The 20,243-nt window shown below is 75.2% G+C and carries 17 protein-coding genes; 5 read left to right on the top strand and 12 right to left on the bottom strand.

Annotated features, from left to right (window positions below):
• Positions 1-17: 17 nt before the first annotated feature.
• Both OG899_RS06565 and OG899_RS06560 read right to left on the bottom strand, forming a co-directional pair.
• Positions 18-440, bottom strand: coding sequence for a phage tail protein (locus OG899_RS06565; RefSeq protein ID WP_125499917.1), 423 nt, complete (start codon positions 438-440; stop codon positions 18-20).
• Between the two features lie 68 nt (positions 441-508).
• Positions 509-1,252 (bottom strand): extensin, encoded by a 744-nt coding sequence (locus OG899_RS06560; protein WP_189428203.1) that lies wholly within the window; start codon positions 1,250-1,252, stop codon positions 509-511.
• Positions 1,253-2,393: 1,141 nt separating this feature from the next.
• On the opposite strand from OG899_RS06560, the gene OG899_RS06555 reads away from it, so the two are divergent.
• A complete protein-coding gene (locus OG899_RS06555; RefSeq protein WP_125500858.1) occupies positions 2,394-2,612 on the top strand; it encodes a hypothetical protein in 219 nt (72 codons plus the stop codon).
• Between the two features lie 1,428 nt (positions 2,613-4,040).
• Here OG899_RS06555 and OG899_RS06550 read toward each other — a convergent pair.
• The 4 genes from OG899_RS06550 to OG899_RS06535 are packed head-to-tail and all read right to left on the bottom strand — an operon-like array spanning position 4,041 to position 6,845.
• Positions 4,041-4,199, bottom strand: a complete 159-nt coding sequence (locus OG899_RS06550) for a DUF6760 family protein (RefSeq protein WP_168131280.1) — start codon at positions 4,197-4,199, stop codon at positions 4,041-4,043.
• Positions 4,196-4,732: a hypothetical protein gene (locus OG899_RS06545; protein WP_125500499.1), complete on the bottom strand. Its 537-nt coding sequence runs from the start codon at positions 4,730-4,732 to the stop codon at positions 4,196-4,198. The genes OG899_RS06550 and OG899_RS06545 overlap by 4 nt, the downstream gene beginning before the upstream one ends.
• The gene (locus OG899_RS06540; RefSeq protein ID WP_125500498.1) at positions 4,732-5,175 is read right to left on the bottom strand and encodes a phage tail protein; all 444 of its coding nucleotides are present in this window, start codon (positions 5,173-5,175) and stop codon (positions 4,732-4,734) included. The genes OG899_RS06545 and OG899_RS06540 overlap by 1 nt, the downstream gene beginning before the upstream one ends.
• A 59-nt stretch (positions 5,176-5,234) precedes the next feature.
• Positions 5,235-6,845 carry a phage tail sheath subtilisin-like domain-containing protein gene (locus OG899_RS06535; RefSeq protein WP_168131281.1) on the bottom strand — a complete coding sequence of 537 codons (1,611 nt, stop codon included), beginning with the start codon at positions 6,843-6,845 and terminating at the stop codon, positions 5,235-5,237.
• 215 nt (positions 6,846-7,060) lie between these two features.
• Here OG899_RS06535 and OG899_RS06530 point away from each other — a divergent pair, with 215 nt between their 5' ends.
• Both OG899_RS06530 and OG899_RS06525 read left to right on the top strand, forming a co-directional pair.
• Positions 7,061-7,858, top strand: a complete 798-nt coding sequence (locus OG899_RS06530; RefSeq protein ID WP_406310931.1) for a hypothetical protein — start codon at positions 7,061-7,063, stop codon at positions 7,856-7,858.
• 132 nt (positions 7,859-7,990) lie between these two features.
• Positions 7,991-9,397: an RICIN domain-containing protein gene (locus tag OG899_RS06525; protein ID WP_406310930.1), complete on the top strand. Its 1,407-nt coding sequence runs from the start codon at positions 7,991-7,993 to the stop codon at positions 9,395-9,397.
• Between the two features lie 34 nt (positions 9,398-9,431).
• Here the strand turns inward: OG899_RS06525 and OG899_RS06520 are convergent, their stop codons facing one another.
• The 3 genes from OG899_RS06520 to OG899_RS06510 form a co-directional block, all read right to left on the bottom strand.
• Positions 9,432-11,474, bottom strand: a complete 2,043-nt coding sequence (locus OG899_RS06520; RefSeq protein WP_189343453.1) for an ATP-binding protein — start codon at positions 11,472-11,474, stop codon at positions 9,432-9,434.
• Between the two features lie 56 nt (positions 11,475-11,530).
• The gene (locus OG899_RS06515; RefSeq protein ID WP_168131283.1) at positions 11,531-12,214 is read right to left on the bottom strand and encodes a DUF4255 domain-containing protein; all 684 of its coding nucleotides are present in this window, start codon (positions 12,212-12,214) and stop codon (positions 11,531-11,533) included.
• Positions 12,215-12,420: 206 nt separating this feature from the next.
• The gene (locus OG899_RS06510; protein ID WP_125500492.1) at positions 12,421-13,089 is read right to left on the bottom strand and encodes a response regulator transcription factor; all 669 of its coding nucleotides are present in this window, start codon (positions 13,087-13,089) and stop codon (positions 12,421-12,423) included.
• A gap of 251 nt (positions 13,090-13,340) precedes the next feature.
• Between OG899_RS06510 and OG899_RS06505 the strand changes: the two genes are divergently transcribed.
• A complete protein-coding gene (locus tag OG899_RS06505) occupies positions 13,341-16,217 on the top strand; it encodes a LuxR C-terminal-related transcriptional regulator (RefSeq protein WP_168131284.1) in 2,877 nt (958 codons plus the stop codon).
• Between the two features lie 98 nt (positions 16,218-16,315).
• Here the strand turns inward: OG899_RS06505 and OG899_RS06500 are convergent, their stop codons facing one another.
• Entirely contained in the window at positions 16,316-17,017 is a 702-nt protein-coding gene (locus OG899_RS06500) for a glycerophosphodiester phosphodiesterase (protein ID WP_168131285.1), read from the bottom strand.
• An 82-nt stretch (positions 17,018-17,099) separates the two neighbouring features.
• Positions 17,100-18,149, bottom strand: coding sequence for an adenosine deaminase (locus OG899_RS06495; RefSeq protein ID WP_168131286.1), 1,050 nt, complete (start codon positions 18,147-18,149; stop codon positions 17,100-17,102).
• Positions 18,150-18,431: 282 nt separating this feature from the next.
• Between OG899_RS06495 and OG899_RS06490 the strand changes: the two genes are divergently transcribed.
• Positions 18,432-19,190 (top strand): DUF4190 domain-containing protein, encoded by a 759-nt coding sequence (locus OG899_RS06490; RefSeq protein WP_251504818.1) that lies wholly within the window; start codon positions 18,432-18,434, stop codon positions 19,188-19,190.
• Here OG899_RS06490 and OG899_RS06485 read toward each other — a convergent pair.
• Positions 19,081-19,830, bottom strand: a complete 750-nt coding sequence (locus tag OG899_RS06485; protein WP_125500284.1) for an NADAR family protein — start codon at positions 19,828-19,830, stop codon at positions 19,081-19,083. The genes OG899_RS06490 and OG899_RS06485 overlap by 110 nt on opposite strands.
• Positions 19,831-20,243: the final 413 nt, after the last annotated feature.

Genomic DNA, 20,243 nt, shown 5'->3' with positions numbered 1-20,243 from the left:
GCTCGGTCGGCTCCCTCTCAGTCCGTGAACCCGTGGTGGGTGATCTCCAGCACCTCCGTCGCCACGGCCGGTGCGGCCGGGTCGAGGGTGGGCCCGGTCCAGCGGACCGGCAGCACGTCGATGAGCCCCCAGCGGGCCACCTCGGAGCCGTCGGCCCGCAGCGCCGCGATCTGCGCGGTGGGCCGCTCGATCCCCGTCTGCACGGACGAGATCCACTTGGCGACCTTCGCGGTGTCCGGGGTGAGCGGCCGGGTCAGCCGGATGGTGGAGAAGGTGACGCGGGTCGGCAGCTGCCAGACGAAGCCGTTGTTGCCGCCCTCCTGGTGCTGCTCGATCTCCACCTGGGACGCCAGCCCCTCGCAGCCGTTGAAGTAGCCGAGGCTCTCGCCGTCGATGCTGAGGCTGAACCAGATGGTGGAGCCCGGGTCCTGGCGGGACATCGCGGGTGGGCCTTTCTGTCGTGTCTGTCGTTGCGGGTCGGTGCTGTCGTGGTGCCGTGGGGCGCCGGTCAGCGGCGGGGGTCGCGCAGCCGGCCGATCCGTTCGCGGTCCATGCGCAGCTCGGTGCGGACCAGCCGGGTGATCCGGCCGATGATCCGGTGCGCCAGCTCGTCGAGCTGGTGGTCGCTCAGCTCCCTCGGGTCGAACGCCCCGGGCTGCGGCTCCGGGGGCTCGGCGGCGGCCGAGGTGGAGGCGGCGACCGGGTTGGCGGTGGCGGCCGGGGCGGCCGCCGTGGCGGTCCGGCCGGCGGGAGGCGCGGTCGGCGCGGGCGGCCGGGGTGGCGCCGGTGGCCGGGCCGGAGAGGAGGCGCGCTGGACGACCGGGGGTGCGGTGGGTGCGGGCGGCCGTGCGGGGGTGGCCGTGGTGGGTGTGGGGGGCCAGGTGACCGCCGGGGGCTGTGGTGGGGTGGTTGCGGTGGTGGCCGGGGCGGGGAGGGCGCCCGTGGCCGGGTTCCCGTCCGGTGCGGAGCCGTCGGGCCGGGCGGTGCGCCGGGCGACCGGCAGGGACGGGACGGGTGCAGTCGCCGGCGACGGGGCGGGGGCGGTCGGCAGGGACGCGGCAGGCGCGGCCGGCAGCGGAGCGACGGGAGCGGTCGGGGCGGGGCCGACCGTCGCCGCGGGCGCCTGGAACGCCGGGGCGGAGAGCGACGGGACGGACGGAGCCGACGGGGCCGACGGGACGGACGGGGCCGACGGGGCTGACGGAGGTGACGGGGGAACCGCAGGCGTGGTCGGCCGGACGGCACGCTGCACGGCGGGCAGGGCATCGGTGCGCGCCGGTGCCGTGGCGGCGGAGGCGTCGGCGGGGGCCGGTCCCGCGATGGAGGGTACGGGGACGGACGGAAGCGAGGGCGTGGCCGACGGTGTTCCGGGTGTGCGGCCCGCCCGGACCAGGGGGCCGGACAGAGGAGTGGTGTCGGCGGGCGCCTCGGTCAGGGGCGCACCGAGAGGACCGCGAGGCGCACGGGCCGCGCGAGGAGAACGGACCGGTGCGGTTCCGGTGCCGTCGGCCGCGGGCGCGCGCTGCACGGTGGCGTCACGTGTATCGCCGTGTGCGGTCGAGGAGTTGAGGTCGCCGGTGATCCCGTGCGGGACGGACCGGGCGGTGGTCTCCGGCCGTGTCGGCCGCTCGGATGTGCTCGTCCTGTCCGGCGTGGCCGGCCGTGCGGGTGCGGTGGGGGAGGAGGTGGAGGAGGGGGAGGTGGAGGGCAACGGGTCGCTGCCGGTGGAAGGCCGGTCCTCCGCCACCGGGGGGACGGGCAGGCTGCGCGGGGTCGGTCGGACGGACGGGGCCGGACGGCCGGACCCGCCCGGGCCGCTCGACGCGTCGGACGTCTGCGGATCGCCGAGTCGGGCAGGCCGTACCGGCTGCGCGGAGCGTGCGGACGGAGCGGTGGGTGCGGGCTGCGTGAGCTGGGTGCGCTGCACGGTGGGTGCGGGCTGCGCAGGGTGCGACGACAGCGGGGCGCCGATACCCAGGCGGGCAGCGTGCCCCGTCGCGTCGCGCCGTCCGTCCGGTGCCGTCGGTGCCGGGGCCGTGGCGGGAGCGGCGGGACCGGTGCGTTCTTCGGTCCGTGCCGTCGCTCGCTGCACGGGCGTTCCGGCGGGCGTACCGGTGGACGGGACGCTGCGCTGAGCGGCCGTGTGCGGGGTGGCCGTCCGGCTGGTCTCCGCTCGTGCGCCCTGCGTCCGTGCGGCGTTTGCCCGTACGGGGCCGGTGTGTGCAGTGCTCGTGTCCGCCGTGTTCGTGTGCGAGGTCCTCGTCCGGGAGGTGTGTGTCGGTGACGCACCGGTGGATGACGAGTCGGCAGGCGCGACGGAGGCGGATCCGGCCGGGACGGCGGGCTCGCCCGTACCGCCCTCCAGCCCCGCGGATCGACCGTGATCGGGACGCGTGTCCGAGGACGGCGAGACGCTCCTCTGCACGGACGGCGACCCCTGGGACGGCGATGCCAGGGACGGCGACCCTTGGGACGGCGATCCCTGGAACGGCGACCCCTGGGACGGCGGCGTCGACGGCGCAGCAGCACCGGAGGCATCCGTCGACGCCGTGCGGTCGGGCACCGACGGCGAGGGTGTGGTGCTGGAGGATGTGTCGCGGTCGGAGGTGTGAGCCTCGCCCGGTGTCGCGGTCGCCTCGGGAACGCTCGGCGGCACGGGGGAAGCGGACGACGGCGCAGGGCGCGCCGCGTCGGCCGGTTCGGCCTTCTCGGACGCCTGCTCGGCCCCGTGCGCACCGGCGGACTCCGGGGACGCGGACGCCTGCTGCCGGGACGCGGGAAACGTGCGCCGCTGCACGACCGGGGCCTGTCGCCCGGCCCGGGTGAGCGTCGCCGGACGGGCCGAGGCTCCGGGCGGTGTGAGGGCCGGCCGGAGTCCGGAGACGGGCAGCGCGGGTTCCGCCACCGTCGTCGGGGCGGACGGCGGCTGCAACGGCACGACCGGAACGGCGGTCCGACGCGCCACGGATCCCGCCGTCCCCGCACCGTCCACGGCGCGCTGCACCGAGGGGGCGGTGGTGGCCGAGGACACGGCGGCACCGGCACCCGCACCCGAGCCCGTCGGACCGCCGGATGCGGTGGTGTGGGGTGTGGCGGACCTCTGCACCGAGGTGGTGCGGTCCGGGCCGGGCGCCGCGGCCGCGCGTGCTGCCGCCGCACGGCCCGCCGGCCCGTCCGTCCCCACCACAGTGCGCACCGGGCTCTTCGGCACGGGACCGCCGGGCCGGACCGCCCTGCCCGCCACCGGCCCGCCCGCGCCCGGAACACCCACCGGAGACGCACCCGCCGAAAGACCACCCGGCCCCGGAGAACCACCCGGACCCGCAGAGACACCCCGCCCCGAAGGAACCCCAGCCGACGGAACCCCCGACGGACCCACCGACGGAGCCCCCGGCCCCGAAGGCACACCTGCCGGCGGAACCCCCGGACCCGGCGGAACCCCCGGCCCCGACGGACCACCCGCCGACGCGCCCCCCGCCCCGGGACGGCCGGCCCCGCCGGGAGCGATCCGGGAGGTCGCCGGGCGCGCGGAGGCACCGCCACCCGCGCCCGGTTCCCGGCCCGCGGGCGACGGCGCGTCCCCCGGCACCAGCCACCGCAGCGGAACCGCCGGCGCGCGCTGCACCGCGGGCTCCCGCACCCACGAGGGCAGGGGAGCCGCCGGCTGTTCCAGGCCCGGGACCGGGCTGCCCGGCACCGGGTGCGGTGCCCGGCCGCCGAGGACGGTGTCCGACCGTCCGTCCAGCACGGCGTGCGAGACCGTGCCCACGAACGACGGGTTCTGCCAAGTGGGCAGACGTCCGCCGAAGCCGGAGTCGGCGACCGGGCCCCGGGCCGGGGCCAGCGCACGCTGCAGCGGCGGCAGACCCTGCCAGGCCCCGGGCACGGCGGGGCGCACCCCGCCGTCCGGCAGGTCCGGGGCGCCGTCCGGCGGCAGGGTGCCGCCGGCGGCGGTGCCGGATGCCGTGGCCTCGGGAGCGGTGTTCGCCGCGCCGTCCTCGGCCTGTGCCCGGCCGCGGAACCGGTCCAGGATGCCCACGTCAGTCCTCCGCTCCGGCACGTGTCACCAGGGACGCGATCTCACCCGCGTACCGGCGGCGGTCGTGGTGTTCCAGGTCCAGGATCTCCTCCAGGCTCCAGTGGAAGTGGTAGGCGACGTACGCGATCTCCTCGTGCAGCCGGTCGGTCGCGTACGTCACGATTCCCCCAGGCGGCTCCCGCCGAGTTCCACCTCGAAGGGCTCGGAGCAGTGCGGGCACCGCACCGCGGCACGGGTGTGCCCCTCGGCGTTGATCTGGCGGTAGAAGTCCTGCAGGTACGCCAGATCGGAGGCGAACATGTTCTCCACGATCCCGTCGTGGACCATGGGCAGCGTGCCGAGGCGGGTGATGACCCGGCCCAGCAGGACGACCGACAGGTAGGCCGGGTTCTCCTGCACCCGCACGTCGCGCAGCGGCACGAGTTCGTCCCGTGCCGTCGACAGCCGCATCGTCCCGTCGCGGTGGACGGTGCCCGACTCGTCGACGTAGCCGCGCGGCAGCTGGAAGGGGAACTCGGTGCGCAGCGGCTCCTGACGCAGCGGCTGCTGCCCGCCGGGCGCGGCGGCCGCGCCCGGCGTCCGGTCCCCGGCCTGCGGCGGCGCCTGCCCCGCGCCCTCCGCGCCCGCAGCCGTCTCCACCCCGTCCGGGCCGGCGTGGGTGACCCTGCCGGCCCTGGCAGCCGTCCGCCGCATTACTCGATGACCAGTTCTTCGAACGTGATGGTCACGGTCTCGGTGAGCGCGGACGCCTCGCCCGCCTTCACCGTGCTCGCGTCGATCTTGCTGCACCAGGCGTTGCGCAGGTGGTAGCGCTTCACCGGGTTGTTCTCGAAGTCCATCATGATGATCGACGCGTTCTTGCGGGCCGAGGACATCTGCCCGTTGATGGACTGGTTGATCCACTGCGTGAACGACGCCGACTGGGTCATACCGCGGACGACCGTGCAGGTGCCGTTCTTCTTCACACCCGGCAGGTTCTTGACCACGTTCTGGCCGTTGGGCGTGTTCTGCTGATAGGTGATGACGTCCTGCTCGATGCTCAGGCCGCTGACCTCGGCGAGGTACTCGACCATCACACCGTCGATCTGCAGGCCGAAATTGTGCGAGGTGAGGGCGTCACCCGGCTGGAGACTCATGTGTGGGATGTCCTTCTAGGGGAGGGAAGACGACGCGGAGCGGCGGGCGGCCCGCCTGCCTACTCCTCCAGCTCGCCGCTGCCGCTGGAGAACTGCGCCAGACGGAAGATGACGAACTCGGCCGGCTTGACCGGTGCGACACCGATCTCGCAGATCACCCGGCCGAGGTCCACCGACTCCGGCGGGTTGGTCTCCTCGTCGCACTTGACGTAGAAGGCCTCCTCCGGCCGCTGCCCGAACAGGGCGCCGCTGCGCCACTCGTTGACCAGGAACGCCGAGATGTTGCGCCGGATGCGGGCCCACAGCGCGTGGTCGTTCGGCTCGAACACCACCCACTGGGTGCCGATGAGGATCGACTCCTCCAGGTAGTTGAAGTACCGGCGGATGTTCAGGTAGCGCCAGGCCGGGTCGGAGGACAGGGTGCGGGCGCCCCACACCCGGATGCCGCGGCCCGGGAAGGCGCGGATGCAGTTGACGCCGATCGGGTTGAGCAGGTCCTGTTCACCGCGGGTGATCTGGGTCTCCAGGTCCACCGCGCCGCGCACCACCTCGTTGGCGGGCGCCTTGTGCACACCGCGCTCGGAGTCGTTGCGGGCCCACACGCCGGCCACGTGACCGCTCGGCGGGACCAGCCGGGACTGGCCGCTGCTCGGGTCGAAGATCTTGATCCACGGGTAGTACAGGGCGGCGTACTTGGAGTCGTAGCCGGCCGTCTCCTGCCGCCACTGCTGGACCTGGCGGGCGTTCAGGCCCGGCGGCGGGTCGATGACCGCGACCCGGTCGCCCATCAGCTCGCAGTGCGCGATCAGGCCGAGCTGCACCGCCTTGACCGCCTCCAGGTCGAGGGCACCGCGCTGGTAGGCGGCCATCAGGTCGGGCACCGCCACCATGGAGATCTCGTCGACGGCCTCCAGGCCGCCGAAACCGGTGCGGTCCGCGGAGTCGCCGATGTACTCCGAGGGGCCCGGGTGCGGCTGCGGGGCCGCGGCGGCCGGCACGGCGGGCGCGGCGGCAGGGGCCGGGGCGGGCAGCGCGACGGTCTGGTTGTCCGGGCGGGCCAGCTGCGAGGCCGGCGCGGTCTCGGTCACCGCGATGAACTTGGAGCGGTCCTTGACCTGGGTGACGACGTAGTTGCGGCTGCCCTTCTTGGCGGTGACGTCGAACGTCTCCACGGCCTTGTCGCCGTCCCGCACGATCAGCCGGAACCGCTCGGCGGCGCCCTCGCCCTCCGGGTCGGTGACCTCCACGCTCAGCGAGCCGCTGCCGGCGGGCGCGATGGCCGACACCGCGAACGTGCCCAGCTGCTGCGGCTCGCCCGGCGGCAGCGCGGCCGGAGCGGCGGACGCAGCCACCGCGGCGGGCGCCGGGGCGGCCGCCTGGCCGGCGTCCGCGGCCGCACCCTCGGCGCTGCCGCCGACCCGCACCACATATGCCGCCGAACCGCCGTTCTGGAAGAAGCCGTAGACGGCGTGGGCCAGGTAGTACCCGTCGGTGAACTCGCCGAAGGACGCGACGTACTGGCTCCAGTTGGTCACCAGGGTCGGCTCGTTCAACGGCCCGGTCGGGGCGAGCCCGACGAAGGCCGCCACCGAGGTGCCCACACCTTCGATCGGACGTGAACCGCTGGCCACCTCCTCGACGTAGACGCCGGGCGACAGGTAGGACGGCATGCTGTGCACTCCTCGGGGTACGAGTAGGGAACGCGTCCACCCTCACGCGCGAAGCGCGCCGCTCGAAACGTCCCCCGGTCCCCGATCGGGGGCACCGTCGTTGCCCTCCGGGGCAGCCCGCCGTGCTGCCCTCGTGCCTGCCCTTTCGGCCCTTCACCCGCGTCACGTGGAAGGACACGGTGGAGGACCGCCACCGGACGTGGGAGGGGAGAAGCGTGCGCGCACACGGAGCACCGGAGAGGCGAGCCGTCGCACCGGACGCGGGCCGCCGCACGGCGGGTCCGGCGACGGCCGTGCAGCGGATGCTGGGGCTGCAGCGGCTGGCCGGCAACGCCGCCGTCGCCCGGGCCCTGACGGACGAACGACACCCGCACACGGCGGGCTGCGGCGACCACCCCGCGGCGGTGCAGCGTGCGGTCGGCGCGGTGGCCGTCGTGCAGCGGGCCAAGAAGAAGGACGACTGGAAGAACGCCCGCACCAAGGCGGAACTGAAGGCCTACAAGCAGAGCGTGGACCCGGCCGTCGCCGACCTGGCGGACACGCTGCACCACATCGTGCCCAAGTCGGACCTGAAGCATCTCGCCGGTCTGCTCACCCCCGCACAGCAGCAGTCGGTGGTGCAGCAGGTGGCCCTGGTCGCCCCCACGGCGGGTTTCCCCGACGTCGCCTCGGTCACCGCGGAGAGACTGCAGTCGGCCCTGGCCAACGTGCCCGCGAACTTCGTCATCGGGCCGCGGCCGGAGCAGCGCAACGACGACCCCGGCAGCAGCGGCCCCGACCTCAACCGCAGGAACGGCATCACGACCCCGCGCTCCGCGGAACTCCAGCGCGTCTACGACTTCATCAGCACCCACCGCGGCGCCGCCCCGGGCACCATCCCCGACGACGAGCTGCAGCAGCAGTTCATCACCCCGCTGGTCGAGGCCTGCATGCGGCACGGGCCGGACGTCGGCCTGGACCACCAGCGCGCAGGCTGGTCGCGCGGCATCGACGGCAAGTACCAGCGCGTCTGACCCGGGTCGCCCGGCCTCACCCGGCCCCGTCCGGCACCCGCCGGCCGGGTGCCGGCGTCCCGGACGTTCGGGCAGCGATCGTGCCCATAGGACTCCTGACGAAGCGCCAGACGCGGTCTAGCGTCCACGGGCGTGAGCCTTTGGACTTCTCTGGAACCGGCCTCGGCGACCGTCGACCCGGGTGGCAGCACACGGGTGCGGCTGAGGTTGCGCAACACCGGCGACGTCGTCGACGAGTACCGTTTCGAACCGGTCGGCGACATCGCGCCCTGGACCACCGTCGAACCGCAGACCCTGCGGCTGTACCCGGGCACCACCGGGACGGTGGAGCTGACCTTCGCCCCGCCCCGGATCCCGGACGCCGCCGCCGGACCGCACCCGTACGCCGTCCGCATCACCCCGACCGAGCACCCGGAGGCCGTCACCGTCCCGGAGGGCAACCTCACGATCACGCCCTTCACCGAGGTGCGGGCCGAGCTGGTGCCGCCCGTCGTCAAGGGCCGGTTCCGCGGCCGCCCCCAGCTGGCCGTCGACAACCTCGGCAACACCAAGGTCACCGCGTCCGTGAGCGGCAGCGACAACGGCGACCAGCTCTCCTACGACCTCCACCCGAGCAATGTGCAGATCGAGCCGGGCCGGGCCGCCTTCGTCAAGGCCACCCTCAAACCGCGCAGGATCATCTGGTTCGGGGGCAAGGAGCAGCGCCCGTACACCCTGTCCGTGCTGCGCTCCGGCGCGCACCCGCTGCCGGTGGAGGGCACCTACGTCCAGCGCGGGTTCCTGCCCCGCTGGCTCGCCACCTTCCTCGGTGTCGCGGTGGCCCTCGGCATCACCTTCACGATGCTGTGGATCGCCTACAAGCCGAACGTCAAGAGCACGGCCACCGAGAAACTCGCCGAGGCCGGCAGCACGCTGGCGCCCTCGCCCACCCCCAGCGCGCCGCTGAGCCAGGCGCCCCCGCCCCAGCCCGTGCAGACACCGACCCAGCAGGCACCGGCCGCCGGCGGGGGCGGCGGTGGCGGGGGCGGCGAGGAGAAGGACGAGGAGAAGTCCGTCGTGCCGGCCTCGCACGTGCTGCTGCGCAACACCACCACCCACAAGTGCGCGGACATCCCCGGGCAGGACAAGGGCAAGCTCGACGGGACGGTGTACCAGTACACCTGCGACGGCACCTCGAACAACAACCAGCTGTGGAACCTGGAGGTCAAGTACCCCGACGGCGGCCCCGCGGGCGCTCCCCTCTTCCAGATCCGCAACGTCAAGGACGGCTACTGCATGGACCTGCCCGACTTCGGGGCGGCCCCGGTGCAGACCCCGATCACCGAGTACACCTGCGACGGCACCACGGCGGACAACCAGCTGTGGTGGCTGGACGAGCAGGACAGCGGCGCCTACTGGATCCGCAACTTCGCCAGCAACAACAAATGCCTGAACGTGGAAGGGTTCAGCACCGGCGGCGACAAGACCAGGCTGACGCTCTACCACTGCTCCAACACCGACGACCAGGAGTGGGAGATCATCCACCCGACGTCGGCGTGAACCGGCGGCCGCCGACGCCGTGCCACGCGCGCGCCTACCAGGTCCCCTGGGCCGGCAGCAGCCGGCCCGCCTTGCGGTACTCGCGGCGCGCACCCTGCAGCAGATCGGCCGCGGTGACCCGGTCGCCGCGGCCGGCCGCGAGGTAGGCCGCCGTCACCACGGCGCTGCGGATCGCCCCGCCGGCCAGCTCGAACTCCTCGGCGACCCGGCTCGGATCGGCGTCCGCCGCGCACGGCACGTGCGCCAGGCTGTGCCGCCACAGCGCCAGCCGCTGCCGGGCGTCCGGGAACGGGAAGTCCACCACCAGGTCCAGCCGCCGGGTGAAGGCCTCGTCGATGTTGGCGCGCAGATTCGTGGTGAGCACCGCGATCCCGTCGAACGACTCCAGCCGTTGCAGCAGATACGCGCTCTCCAGGTTCGCGTACCGGTCGTGGGAGTCCTTCACCTCCGAGCGCTTGCCGAACACCGCGTCGGCCTCGTCGAAGAGCAGCACCGCATCGGTGCGGTCCGCCTCGGTGAAGATCCGCTCCAGGTTCTTCTCGGTCTCGCCGACGTACTTGTCCACCACCGACGACAGCTGCACGACGTACAGGTCAAGGCCCAGCTCGGCCGCCACCACCTCCGCCGACAGCGTCTTGCCGGTGCCGGACTCGCCGGCGAACAGCGCGACCACGCCCCGGCCCCGGCCGCCGCCCGCGCTGAGCCGCCAGTCGCCGAGCACCCGGTCGCGATGGCGGGCGCGCACCGCCAGCTCCCGCAGCCGGTCGAGAGGTTCGTCGGGCAGGACCAGGTCGTCCCAGCCGACGGCGGGGCGGATCCGGCGGGCGTGCCGCTCCAGCCCCGACGCGGACTGCCGGCGTGCCGCCAGCCGCACATGCGCCGCGGAGACCGGGACGCCCTCGAAGGCCGCGAGATCCGCGGCGGCGCGGGCGGCACGGGCGGCACGGTCGTCGGAGAGGCGGTACGGGGCGACGGTGGCGGCCAGGTCGAATCCCGGGTCCGCCCCGAGCACGGCCGCCCAGGCGGACACCGCTCCGGCGGCACGCCGGGGCACCTCCACCACCAGCGGGCCGGCGCCGCCCGTGCCCCACCAGGCGGGATCGTACGAGCGCCGTCCGGTGACCAGCACCGGTACGTCCGCCTCGGCGAGCGGCCGCAGCAGCGCCGCCGGGTCCTCGGGCAGCCCGGAGACGACGACCACGCTCCCGGTCAGCCGGGCCTGAAGCAGCAGGGCGGACACCTGCTCCGCGGGGCCGGCGAAGTGCAGCACCGGACGGTCGACGGCGGACAGCGCGAGGGCGGCGCACGCCAGGCCGTCGCCCTCGCGGTCCTCCCGGAGGAAGACGGTGACCGGGGCGCCGTCGGCGAGCCGGCCGGCCAGCCGGCGGGCGAGGCGGGAGAACTCCCCGTCCTCGTCGCCGTCGTGCCCGGGCGCGGGCAGCCGGCGCAGATGCCCGGACAGCGCGGCATCGGGGGTGTCGTCGCCCAGCAGATGGGCCACGACCCGGTCGGGCACCCGCAACGACCGGCTGAGCAGGGGCCGTTCGGGCTCCTCCACGACGAGCAGGCCGAGCGCGGCCAGCGGGGCCGCGGGATGCAGCCGGGCCCGGGCGGACGCCGCATGGGCCGGGACGCCGCACAGGTCGAGGGCGAGCGCGACGGTCGCCCGGCGCCGGCCGACGTCGTCGTTCAGATAGCCGTAGAACTGCTCGAAGGAGCGGTCCAGGTCGGGCGCGAGGGCGATGACCAGCAGGGCCGCGTCCAGTTCCGTCAGGCCGAACCGCGCGCACAGTGCGGCCAGCCGGTCCTGCGGCGGGGTGCCGTCGGCGGCGTCCGCGGCCGGGAGCCTGCCGGGCAGGCCGTCGCCGGACACGGCGTCGGGCGGGGCGTCCGCGGGCCGCAGCAGATGCCGTACGGCCTCCGGGGTGAGGTACAGGCCGCGCAGCGGGTCGGCGGCGGTGGGGTCCGAGGCGGAGCGGTGGTCCACCAGCAGGGCGACCCGCTCGCGCAGCGCGGCCAGCCGGGCCAGCAGCGACGCGGCGGCCTGCGGCGCGTCACCGGTCGGCGGCAGGGACACCGGGTCGTCGTCCCCGTGGTGCGGCGTCGGTCCGGCGGGGGACGGGTGCGGGGCGGTCACGGCGCCGCAGCCGTTCCGCGCCGGCCCGCGGCCCGGGCGGCCCGTGCGGTCGCCACCTGGTGGGGACGGTGGGCGCGCTCCTCCGTGTCCGCCGCCTCCCCGTCGCCGTCCACGACACGCGCCCGGACCACCGCGCCCTCGGTGACGGGCGGGCCGGCGTCGTAGTCGGGGTACGCGGGGAAGGGCACGGTGGCCACCAGGTCCAGCGACGGCTTGAGTTCACCGCCGAGCGCCGACCAGATCTCGGCGAGCGACCGGGACTCCGTCCGGTTGCCGGACACCGACAGCGGCACCGTCATGCCCAGCGCGCCCAGCGGACCGGGCAGCCGGTCGGGCGGCAGCAGTTCGTGGGGCAGCAGGGTCGCCAACGTGGCCGACAGCAGCCGGTGTTCGTCCTGCGCCTTCTTCGTCCACGCCGTGATCAGGTACGACAGCCGGAACCAGCGCGGCGGCCGGCGCCGCTTCACGACCACGTCGCGCTCGTCGACCACGGGCAGCTGACCGGTCTGCCGGCGGGCGACGTCCTCCCGGATGTCGTACAGATACGCGTTGATCGTGGGGGAGTTGCGGCGGGCGGCCCAGTCGCGGGTGGGGGCGTCGAAGTCGACCTCCACCCCGGAACCAGCCAGCGCACCGCCGCGCAGCAGGGTCCGAAGGACCTCGTCCACCTCGTGGATCACCGTGCTGTCACCCTGCCGTGCTCGACCGTCGTGCCGTCCCGGGCCGGTGTCTCGTCCCGGCCGCGCGTCCTGTGCCGTCCCGGCGTGCGCCGGGCGGCGGACCGCCGCCGATCCTGCCGCGCAACCCGGCCGCCGTCCCAGGCACGCCGGGGACGGCGGCCGGGCAGGAGGGTTGCCCCCGGGGCCGGTGCGGTCTGCTCGTTCGGTCAGATGTAGCCTTCCCGCAGGGCATAGGCCACGGCATGGGCCCGGTTGCGCAGGTGCAGCCGGGTGGTCAGGCCGTGGATGACATTTTTGACGGTGCGTTCGGAGTAGGACAGCTTGCCGGCGATCTCCCCGGTGTCGAGCCCCTCGGCGACCAGGCGCAACACGTCGACCTCACGTGCCGTCAGGCCCGAGGGGACCGGGCCGCCCCCGGCCGCCGCACTGCGGCGCAGCGTCCCCACCCGGTTCATCAGCCGGCCCAGCAGATCGGCGGGCAGATCCCCGTCCCCGCGGAAGGCCCTGACCACGGCCTGCACCAGGCGGTGGGCACTGGCCTCGTGGCGCCACACGACGGCGCCCACCCCGCACTCGATCGCGTCCAGCAGCCCGGACTCCCGCAGCGAGCTGACGACGAGCACCGCCCGCGCCCCCTCGCCGCGCACCAGCCGGCGCAGCCGGGCCAGCGCGTCGTCGTCCAGCGTGTCGTCGACGAGCACCGCCACCGTTCCGGGACCCGAACGGGTCTCCTCCCGGAGTTCCACCTCCGGATGGCGGCGGAGCTGGCTGAGCACCCCCTCGCGCAGGATCGGGTCGGTGGCCTGCACGGTCACCGGTATCCGGGCCGGAGCACCCGATGACCCGGGGTGCGTGGTCCGCGACGAGTCGAGCAAAAGATTCCCCCAGTGCGCGTGTGCGCACAGCCCCGCGGGGCCGTGGCAGGTCCGTGACAGGTGTGCCCTGACAGCCTGCGGCGAGGGGAGAGGCACGGGCAATCGTGGAACACCACGAGCCGGGCCACGAGATCACACGGACGGACAGCACGGGACCGCATGCGGCCGCAGCGGGCCGCGTCAGGGCACCGCACTTCCCCGGACGACGTCCTCGGGGTCGAAGGATGTCACGGTGGACGAGGAGACGGAAGATGTCCGTGTCACAGCATGCTCGCCCGGGCCCGACCGGACGGCCGGTGCGTGCATCGGGGCAGGACCAGCCGTACGAGGCGGTCGCACTGCTCGCTGCGCACATCGCCCGCGCCCGGGCCGGCACCGGAGGCCTGGTCGTGCTGCGCGGTGCGACCGGCACCGGCCGGACCACCGCCCTGGAGGAGGCCCGGGCCCGTGCCGCCGCCGACGGTCTGCGCGTCCTGCACGTCCGCTGCTCGCCCCGTGACGCCGGCACGCCCTTCGCCGTGGCACGGCGGCTGCTCGATTTACCTCCGGCTGCGGCCGGGGGCGGCGGGGAGCGCGAGCGGGACGAGGAACTGTGGTGTGCGCTGCGCGCGGCCGCCGGGAGGGAGGCGCTGCTGGTGGCCGTGGACGACGTCCACCGGGCCGACGCGCCCTCCCACCGCTGGCTGGTGGAGCTGGCCCGGCACCTGGACGGACTGCCCGCGCCCGTGCTGCTCGTCGTCACCGAACGCACCCAATACGACGTGGACCCGCCCCGGCAGGGCTTCGCGCACACCCTGCCGCCGGCGCTGGTGCACACCTGCACCCTGCCGCCGCTCACCGAGGAGACGGCGGCCGCACTGATCCGTGCCCGGGTGCCGGACGCGCCGCCGTCCTGGGCGAAGGAGTGCGCGCGGGCGGCCGCGGGCAGCCCGCTGCTGCTGTGTGCCCTTCTCGACGACCTCGATGCGCCGGACGGGCAGCAGCCCGTGCCCGTGACGACGGCCGCGCTCTACCCCGGCGCCTACCCGGCGGCGGTCGCCTGGTGGCTGGACAGCGCCGGCCGGGTCACCACGCAGGTGGCGCGGACGCTCGCCGTCCTCGACGAGGACTGGGACGGCACCGGCGGCTCCGGCGGCACCGTCCTGGCGCCGGAGCAGCACAGCGGCGAGCCACAGCCGCCCGACCCGGGCGACCCGGTGGAACCGGCCACGCTGCTCGCCCGGGTGACCGGAGCCGCACCGGCCCGGATCACGGGCTGGCTCACCGCCATGACCGGCCTCGGCCTGCTGACGCAGGACCACGCCGGCCGCCCCCGGTACGCCCACCCCCTGCTGCGGGACGCGGTGCTCGCCGGGGTGCCGGAGACCTGGCGGCACGCCACCCGGCGGGCCGTCGCCGAAGCGATGCTGCACCACGGAGCCGGCACCTCGGCCATCGCCCGGCAGCTGTTGCCGACCGGGCCGGTGGGGGCGGACTGGGCTCCCGACGTGCTCCAGGACGCCGCGCACCACGCCCTGTCCGAGGGCCGCTGCGAGGACGCCGCGGCGTTCCTGCGCAGAGCACTGGCGGAGCCCCTGCCGGACGGGCGCCGGCTGCGGCTGCTGACCGAGCTGGGCTCCCTGGAGGCCGCCCGCGAGGACTCCGCCGCCGGCATCCCCCGGCTCACCGAGGCGCTGCGGTTGCCGGGCGACCCGCAGGAGAGGGTGCGCGCCGCCTTCGCCCTGGGCACCGTGCTGGCCGCCCGCGGCCGGGCCCGTGCCGCCGTCGACGTGCTGCACACGGTGTACGACCAGTTCACCGACCGGCCCGACCTGGTGGGTGCCCTGCGCACCGCCTCCGTGCTGCTCGCCGACGGGGACCAGGAGCTGCGGCGCGACGTCCACCGGCTGCTGCGCGACGCCGCCGCACGCACCCCCGAGCTGATCGGCCCCGCCGCCCGGGTGCTGCTCGTGCGGCACGGGGTCACCGCCGGGCTCGTCTCGGCCGGGGACGCGATGCCGCAGGTGCGCCAGCTGCTCACCGAGCCCGTCGATCCGTTGACCGAGCCGTTCCTGCTCGGCACCGCGGCCGCCGTCGCCCAGTGGGCCGACGCGCTCGACGAGGCGGACCGCCTGGTGGAACGCGGTCTGGCCGGGGAGCGGCCCGGACTGCTGCACCCCATGCACGAGGCGATGCTCCACACCCGGGCGGACATCGCGGCGGCCCGCGTCGGACACGGACGGCTGCCGGTCCGGATCCCCCCGTGCTGCGAGGGCCCGCGCGACACCTGCGCGGGCACGCCCGGCAATCTGCACGCCCACACCCTCCTCGCTCTGGTCGAGCAGGGCCGCCCGGAGGAGGCGCGGCGCTTCGCGGACGGCTTCGACCTGCGGGATGCGCCCCCCTCCTGGGAACTGAACCGTTTCCTGTACGCGCGCGGTGTGCAGCGCGCCTCCGTCGGCGACCACACGGGCGCCCTGCACGACTTCCTGGAGTGCGGCCGCCGCCAGGCCGCCCGCGAGGTGATCAGCCCGGTCGTCACTCCGTGGCGCACCGCCGCCGCCGAGAGCCGGATCGCGCTCGGCCACCACCGCGAGGCGCTCGCCCTGGCCGAGGAGGAGCTGCGGCTGGCAAGGGTGTGGGGCACCCCGCGCACCCTGGGCCGTGCCCTGCGGGTGCTGGGCACCGCCACTGGCGGCCGGCGCGGCCTGGAACTGGCCGAGGAGGCGGTGCGGTTGCTGCGCGACGCACCGGCCGGCGCCGCGGGCGAGCTGGTGGCCGCCCTGCTCGCCCAGGGCCGGCAGCTGACCGCCGCCGGGGAACGCGCCCGGGCCCGCGCCTGTCTGCGCGAGGCCGCGGAACGCGCCGAACAGGCGGGCACGGTACGGCAGTCGGCGCTCGTGGAGGAGGCGCTGCGCGAGGCCGGTGCCCGGCGGCCCGCCGCCGCCCGCACCGGGGCGGCCTCGCTGACCGACAGCGAACGCCGTATCGCCCGGCTCGCCGCCGAGGGCCGCACCAACGCGGAGATAGCCGATCTGCTGCACCTGGCCCGCCGCACCGTGGAGACCCATCTGACCAGCGTCTACCGGAAGCTGGGCATCCGACGGCGGGGCGAGTTGCGGCCGGCGCTCGGCCAGGACGCGCCCTGACGCCCGGCGGCAGCACGCACGCGGCACGGCGGTGACGGCCTGCACCTCTCGGCCGGGCTGCCGGCCGGGTTCGTCGGCCGTGCTCGTCGGCTGGGTGGTCAGCGCGACGGCTCGCCGCCGGGGCCGCGCAGGGCGCACAGCACGTCGACGCGGTTGGTGGTGATGGCGTCCACCCCGAGGGCGATCAGCCGGCGCAGCGAGCGGCGGGTGTCCGGGGTCCACACGGACAGCAGGCGGCCGTCGCGGTGGACCCGCTCCGCCAGCTCGCGCGTCACCAGCGGGAAGCGGTAGTTCAGCCAGCGCGGCCGGACGGCCTCCAGCAGGCCGGGCCGCGGCGGCGCGGACGTGGTCCAGGTCAGGGCGATCTCGGCGGACGCGTCGGCGGCCCGCACCGCGAGCATCGTCCGGGCACCCCCGCAGTAGTACACCCGGTCCTGCGCCCCGCAGTCGCGGACCACGCCCAGGATCCGGGACACCTCCCGCGGGCCGGGCGCGCCCGGCAGGTCGACCAGGACCCGGCTGCCGTCGGTGGCGGCGAGCGTGTCCGCGAGGGCGGGCACCCGGCCGCCGGTCAGCTCGCGCACCTGCCCGGCGGTCAGCGCGCGCAGCGGCCGGTCGTGCCCCCACAGCCGTTTCAGCGACTCGTCGTGCAGCAGCACGGGCACGCCGTCCCGGGTGAGGCGTACGTCGACCTCCACGGCGTCCGCGCCCCGGTCGAGCGCGGAGCGGAGCGAGTCGAGCGTGTTCTCGGGGTGGCGGTAGGGGTCGCCGCGGTGCGCCACGGCGGTGAGGGTCTGCATGCGCCCTATTGTGTCCCGCGCGCCGGCGGGCGACCGGCCGCGGCACCTCGCGCCCGGACGGACCGGGCGAGAGGTGCGCCGGTCAGGACGCGAGGCGGCGCTCGGTGTAGGCGTCGATCTCGGCGACGATGCGGGCCTTGCCCGCCTCGTCCAGGAAGGACGCGTGCACGGCGTTCTTGGCCAGCTCGGCGACGCCCCGCTCGTCCAGGCCGAGCAGCCGGGCGGCCACGGCGTACTCGGTGTTCAGGTCGGTGCCGAACATCGGCGGGTCGTCGGAGTTGACGGTGACCAGCACCCCGGCCTCCACGAACTTCTTGACCGGGTGCTCGTCCAGGTCGGCCACGGCCCGGGTGGCGAGGTTGGAGGTCGGGCACACCTCCAGCGGGATCCGGTGCTCGGCCAGGTGCGCGAGCAGCTTGGGGTCCTCCGCGGAGCTGGTGCCGTGGCCGATGCGCTCGGCGCGCAGCTCGGTCAGCGCGTCCCACACCGTCTGCGGCCCGGTGGTCTCGCCGGCGTGCGGAACGGAGTGCAGCCCGGCGGCGATCGCCCGGTCGAAGTGCGGCTTGAACTGCGGCCGCGGCACGCCGATCTCCGGCCCGCCCAGCCCGAAGGAGACCAGGCCCTCGGGCCGCAGCCGGTCGTCGGTGGCCAGCCGCAGCGTCTCGTCGGCCGCCTCCAGGCCGGCCTCCCCGGGGATGTCGAAGCACCAGCGCAGCACGGTGCCGAACTCCTTCTCGGCCGCCGTGCGGGCGTCCTCGATGGCGTCCATGAAGGCACGTGCGTCGATGCCGCGCCGGGTGGAGGAGAACGGGGTGATGGTCAGCTCCGCGTACCGCACCTGCTGGCGGGCCATGTCGCGGGCCACCTCGTACGTCAGCAGGCGGACGTCCTCCGGGGTGCGGACGAGGTCGACGACGGACAGGTACACCTCGATGAAGTGCGCGAAGTCCGTGAACGTGAAGTACTCGGCCAGGGCCTCGGGGTCGGAGGGCACCTTCGAGTTGGGGTGCCGCGCGGCGAGTTCGGAGACGATGCGGGGGGAGGCGGATCCGACGTGGTGCACGTGCAGTTCGGCCTTGGGCAGCCCGGCGATGAAGTCCTGCAGATCGCGTGCTGCGTGCTGGTGGGTCACGGCGTCCCTCCCGGGGGAACGGCACCGCCGGCGTGCGTGCCTGCCGTACGGGCCGGGCCGCCGTGGGGCGGGGCGACGCGGACGTCAGGCTCGTGCGGGTGTGGTGCGGGTGATCGGCTGATCGATGAGCACCGTCATCCTACGGGCTTCGCGGAGGTGTCCGGCAGGCGCGCGCAACCGGCACCCGGCCGCGCGGCCGGCGACTTCCTCCGGGCGTGCCGCACCACTGCGGCCAGGGCCGTAGCATGGCGGAACGTTCGACTTCAGGGGGACGGAACTTCCATGACCGACATGACACGGCCGGGCGGCGACGCCGGCGCCGACGGCAACCCGTGGGCGGCGCCGCAGCCCGGGCCCGCCGGACAGGCGGGCGGGGCACAGACGCCCGCCCCCGGGCAGCCCGGCACCCCGGGCCCGCCGCCGGCGGCACCGCCGGCCACGCCCACGGTGCACGACCAGGTCACCGTGACCTCGATGCCGGCCGCCTTCCCGCCTGCCGCGGACAGCGTTCCGCCGCCCGCGCCGGTACCCCCGCCGCCCCCTGCCGCGCCTCAGCCGCCCGGCGTCGTGCCTCCGCCGCCGGTCGCGCCCACCGGCCCCGGCGCCCCCGCGGGCTACGGCTACCCCGCTCAGCCCCCCGGCTACCCGGCCTACCCGGGCCCGGGCTACCCGGGCACCCCGTCCTACGGCTGGTCCGCCGCGCCGGTGATCAAGCAGAACGGCATGGGTGTGGCGGCGCTGGTGCTCGGCATCATCTCCGTCTGCCTGTTCTGCGCCTACGGTGTCGTCTCGCTGGTGCTGGGCGTCCTCGCCGTCGTCTTCGGCGTCAAGGGACGCCGCAAGGCCGAGCGGGGCGAGGCCGACAACCACACCCAGGCGCAGGCCGGTCTGATCCTGGGCAGCATCGGCATCGTGCTGGGGCTCGCCATGATCACGTTTCTGATCGTCGTGGGTGTCGTCGCGGCCAACGCCGACAGCCACGACGACCCCCTGTACGGCGACACCCTGCGGGCCGCACCCACCGCGCGGCTCGTCCCCTGACCTGCCGGCCCGGACGCCGCTCGCCCGGGCCGCGGCGCGCGCCGGACGCCACGTCGCCGGCGCGCAGCCGCTCCCGGGCCTCCATCAGCGCGAAACCCAGCAGGTTCAGGCCCTTCCAGCGCTCGGGATCCGTGGCCGCCGCGTCGTCGGCGGCCGGTCCGACACCCCACACCCGGTCCAGCGGGCCGGCCTCCAGCGGGACCGTGTCCCCGGTGCCCGGCGCAAACCCCCGCAGCTCAGGATGTGCCGCGAGCTCGTGCACGCCGCCCTCGACCGCGCTCGCGCGGCGCTCGCGCGCCCACGTCTCCTCGTCGGAACGGCGCACCAGCCGGCCCCGTGCCGTCGCCTGGCCCGGGTGCCGTGCGGCCGGCATGCGCCGTTCCGTCCCGGCGTCCCCGAACGGCCGTGCCGTGCCGGCCGTCGTCCGGTGCTCGGCGGTCGGACAGGTCACCGCGTCCACCGTGAACGGTGCCGGCCACCACTGACTCGGACAGCTCGCTCCCATCCGGCCGTCCCGCCGCGGACGGTGACCCCAGAAACAGAGATACGTGATGTCGGTTCCCGCGCGGACCTCCCGGACGAGGGTCACCCACGGGTCGATCTTCCCCAGGTGTGCCGGGGTGCGGGGCCTGTGTGCCATGGTGCGGGGCCCCGGTGACGCCGTCCTGCGTTTTTCCTGCTCACACACCCAGCTGACCGACAGATTCCGTTGTGTAACCAAAAGGAAACAACGGAATCCCTTGTTGGGGGTGTCGTCCTCTGTCAGGATCGTCAGTCACATCGAGCCGGAGCCACGCCATCCGACCCCGCACACAGCCGCGGGACACGGCGGAGGGAAGCGACATGCACGTCCACGGCACCGTCACCCCACGATCCCCGGCACCCCAGCCCCACGCCCCGGGCCCGTAGGACCGCGCCCGCCCCTCACCCCGGCACATCCCGGGGCGCGGCCTGCGCTGTCGCGCCGGGCACGTCCGGTTGGGGACCACCGTGACGGCCCGCACGCACCGGTACCGCACACTCTTCTGGGACCGACAGTCACTTCCCGGCCCG

The organism is Streptomyces thermoviolaceus, assembly GCF_045209695.1.
In the GTDB taxonomy this organism is placed as follows: domain Bacteria; phylum Actinomycetota; class Actinomycetes; order Streptomycetales; family Streptomycetaceae; genus Streptomyces; species Streptomyces thermoviolaceus.
The sequence above is the reverse complement of the archived record's forward strand: the minus strand, read 5'-3'. Positions and strand labels throughout refer to the sequence as shown.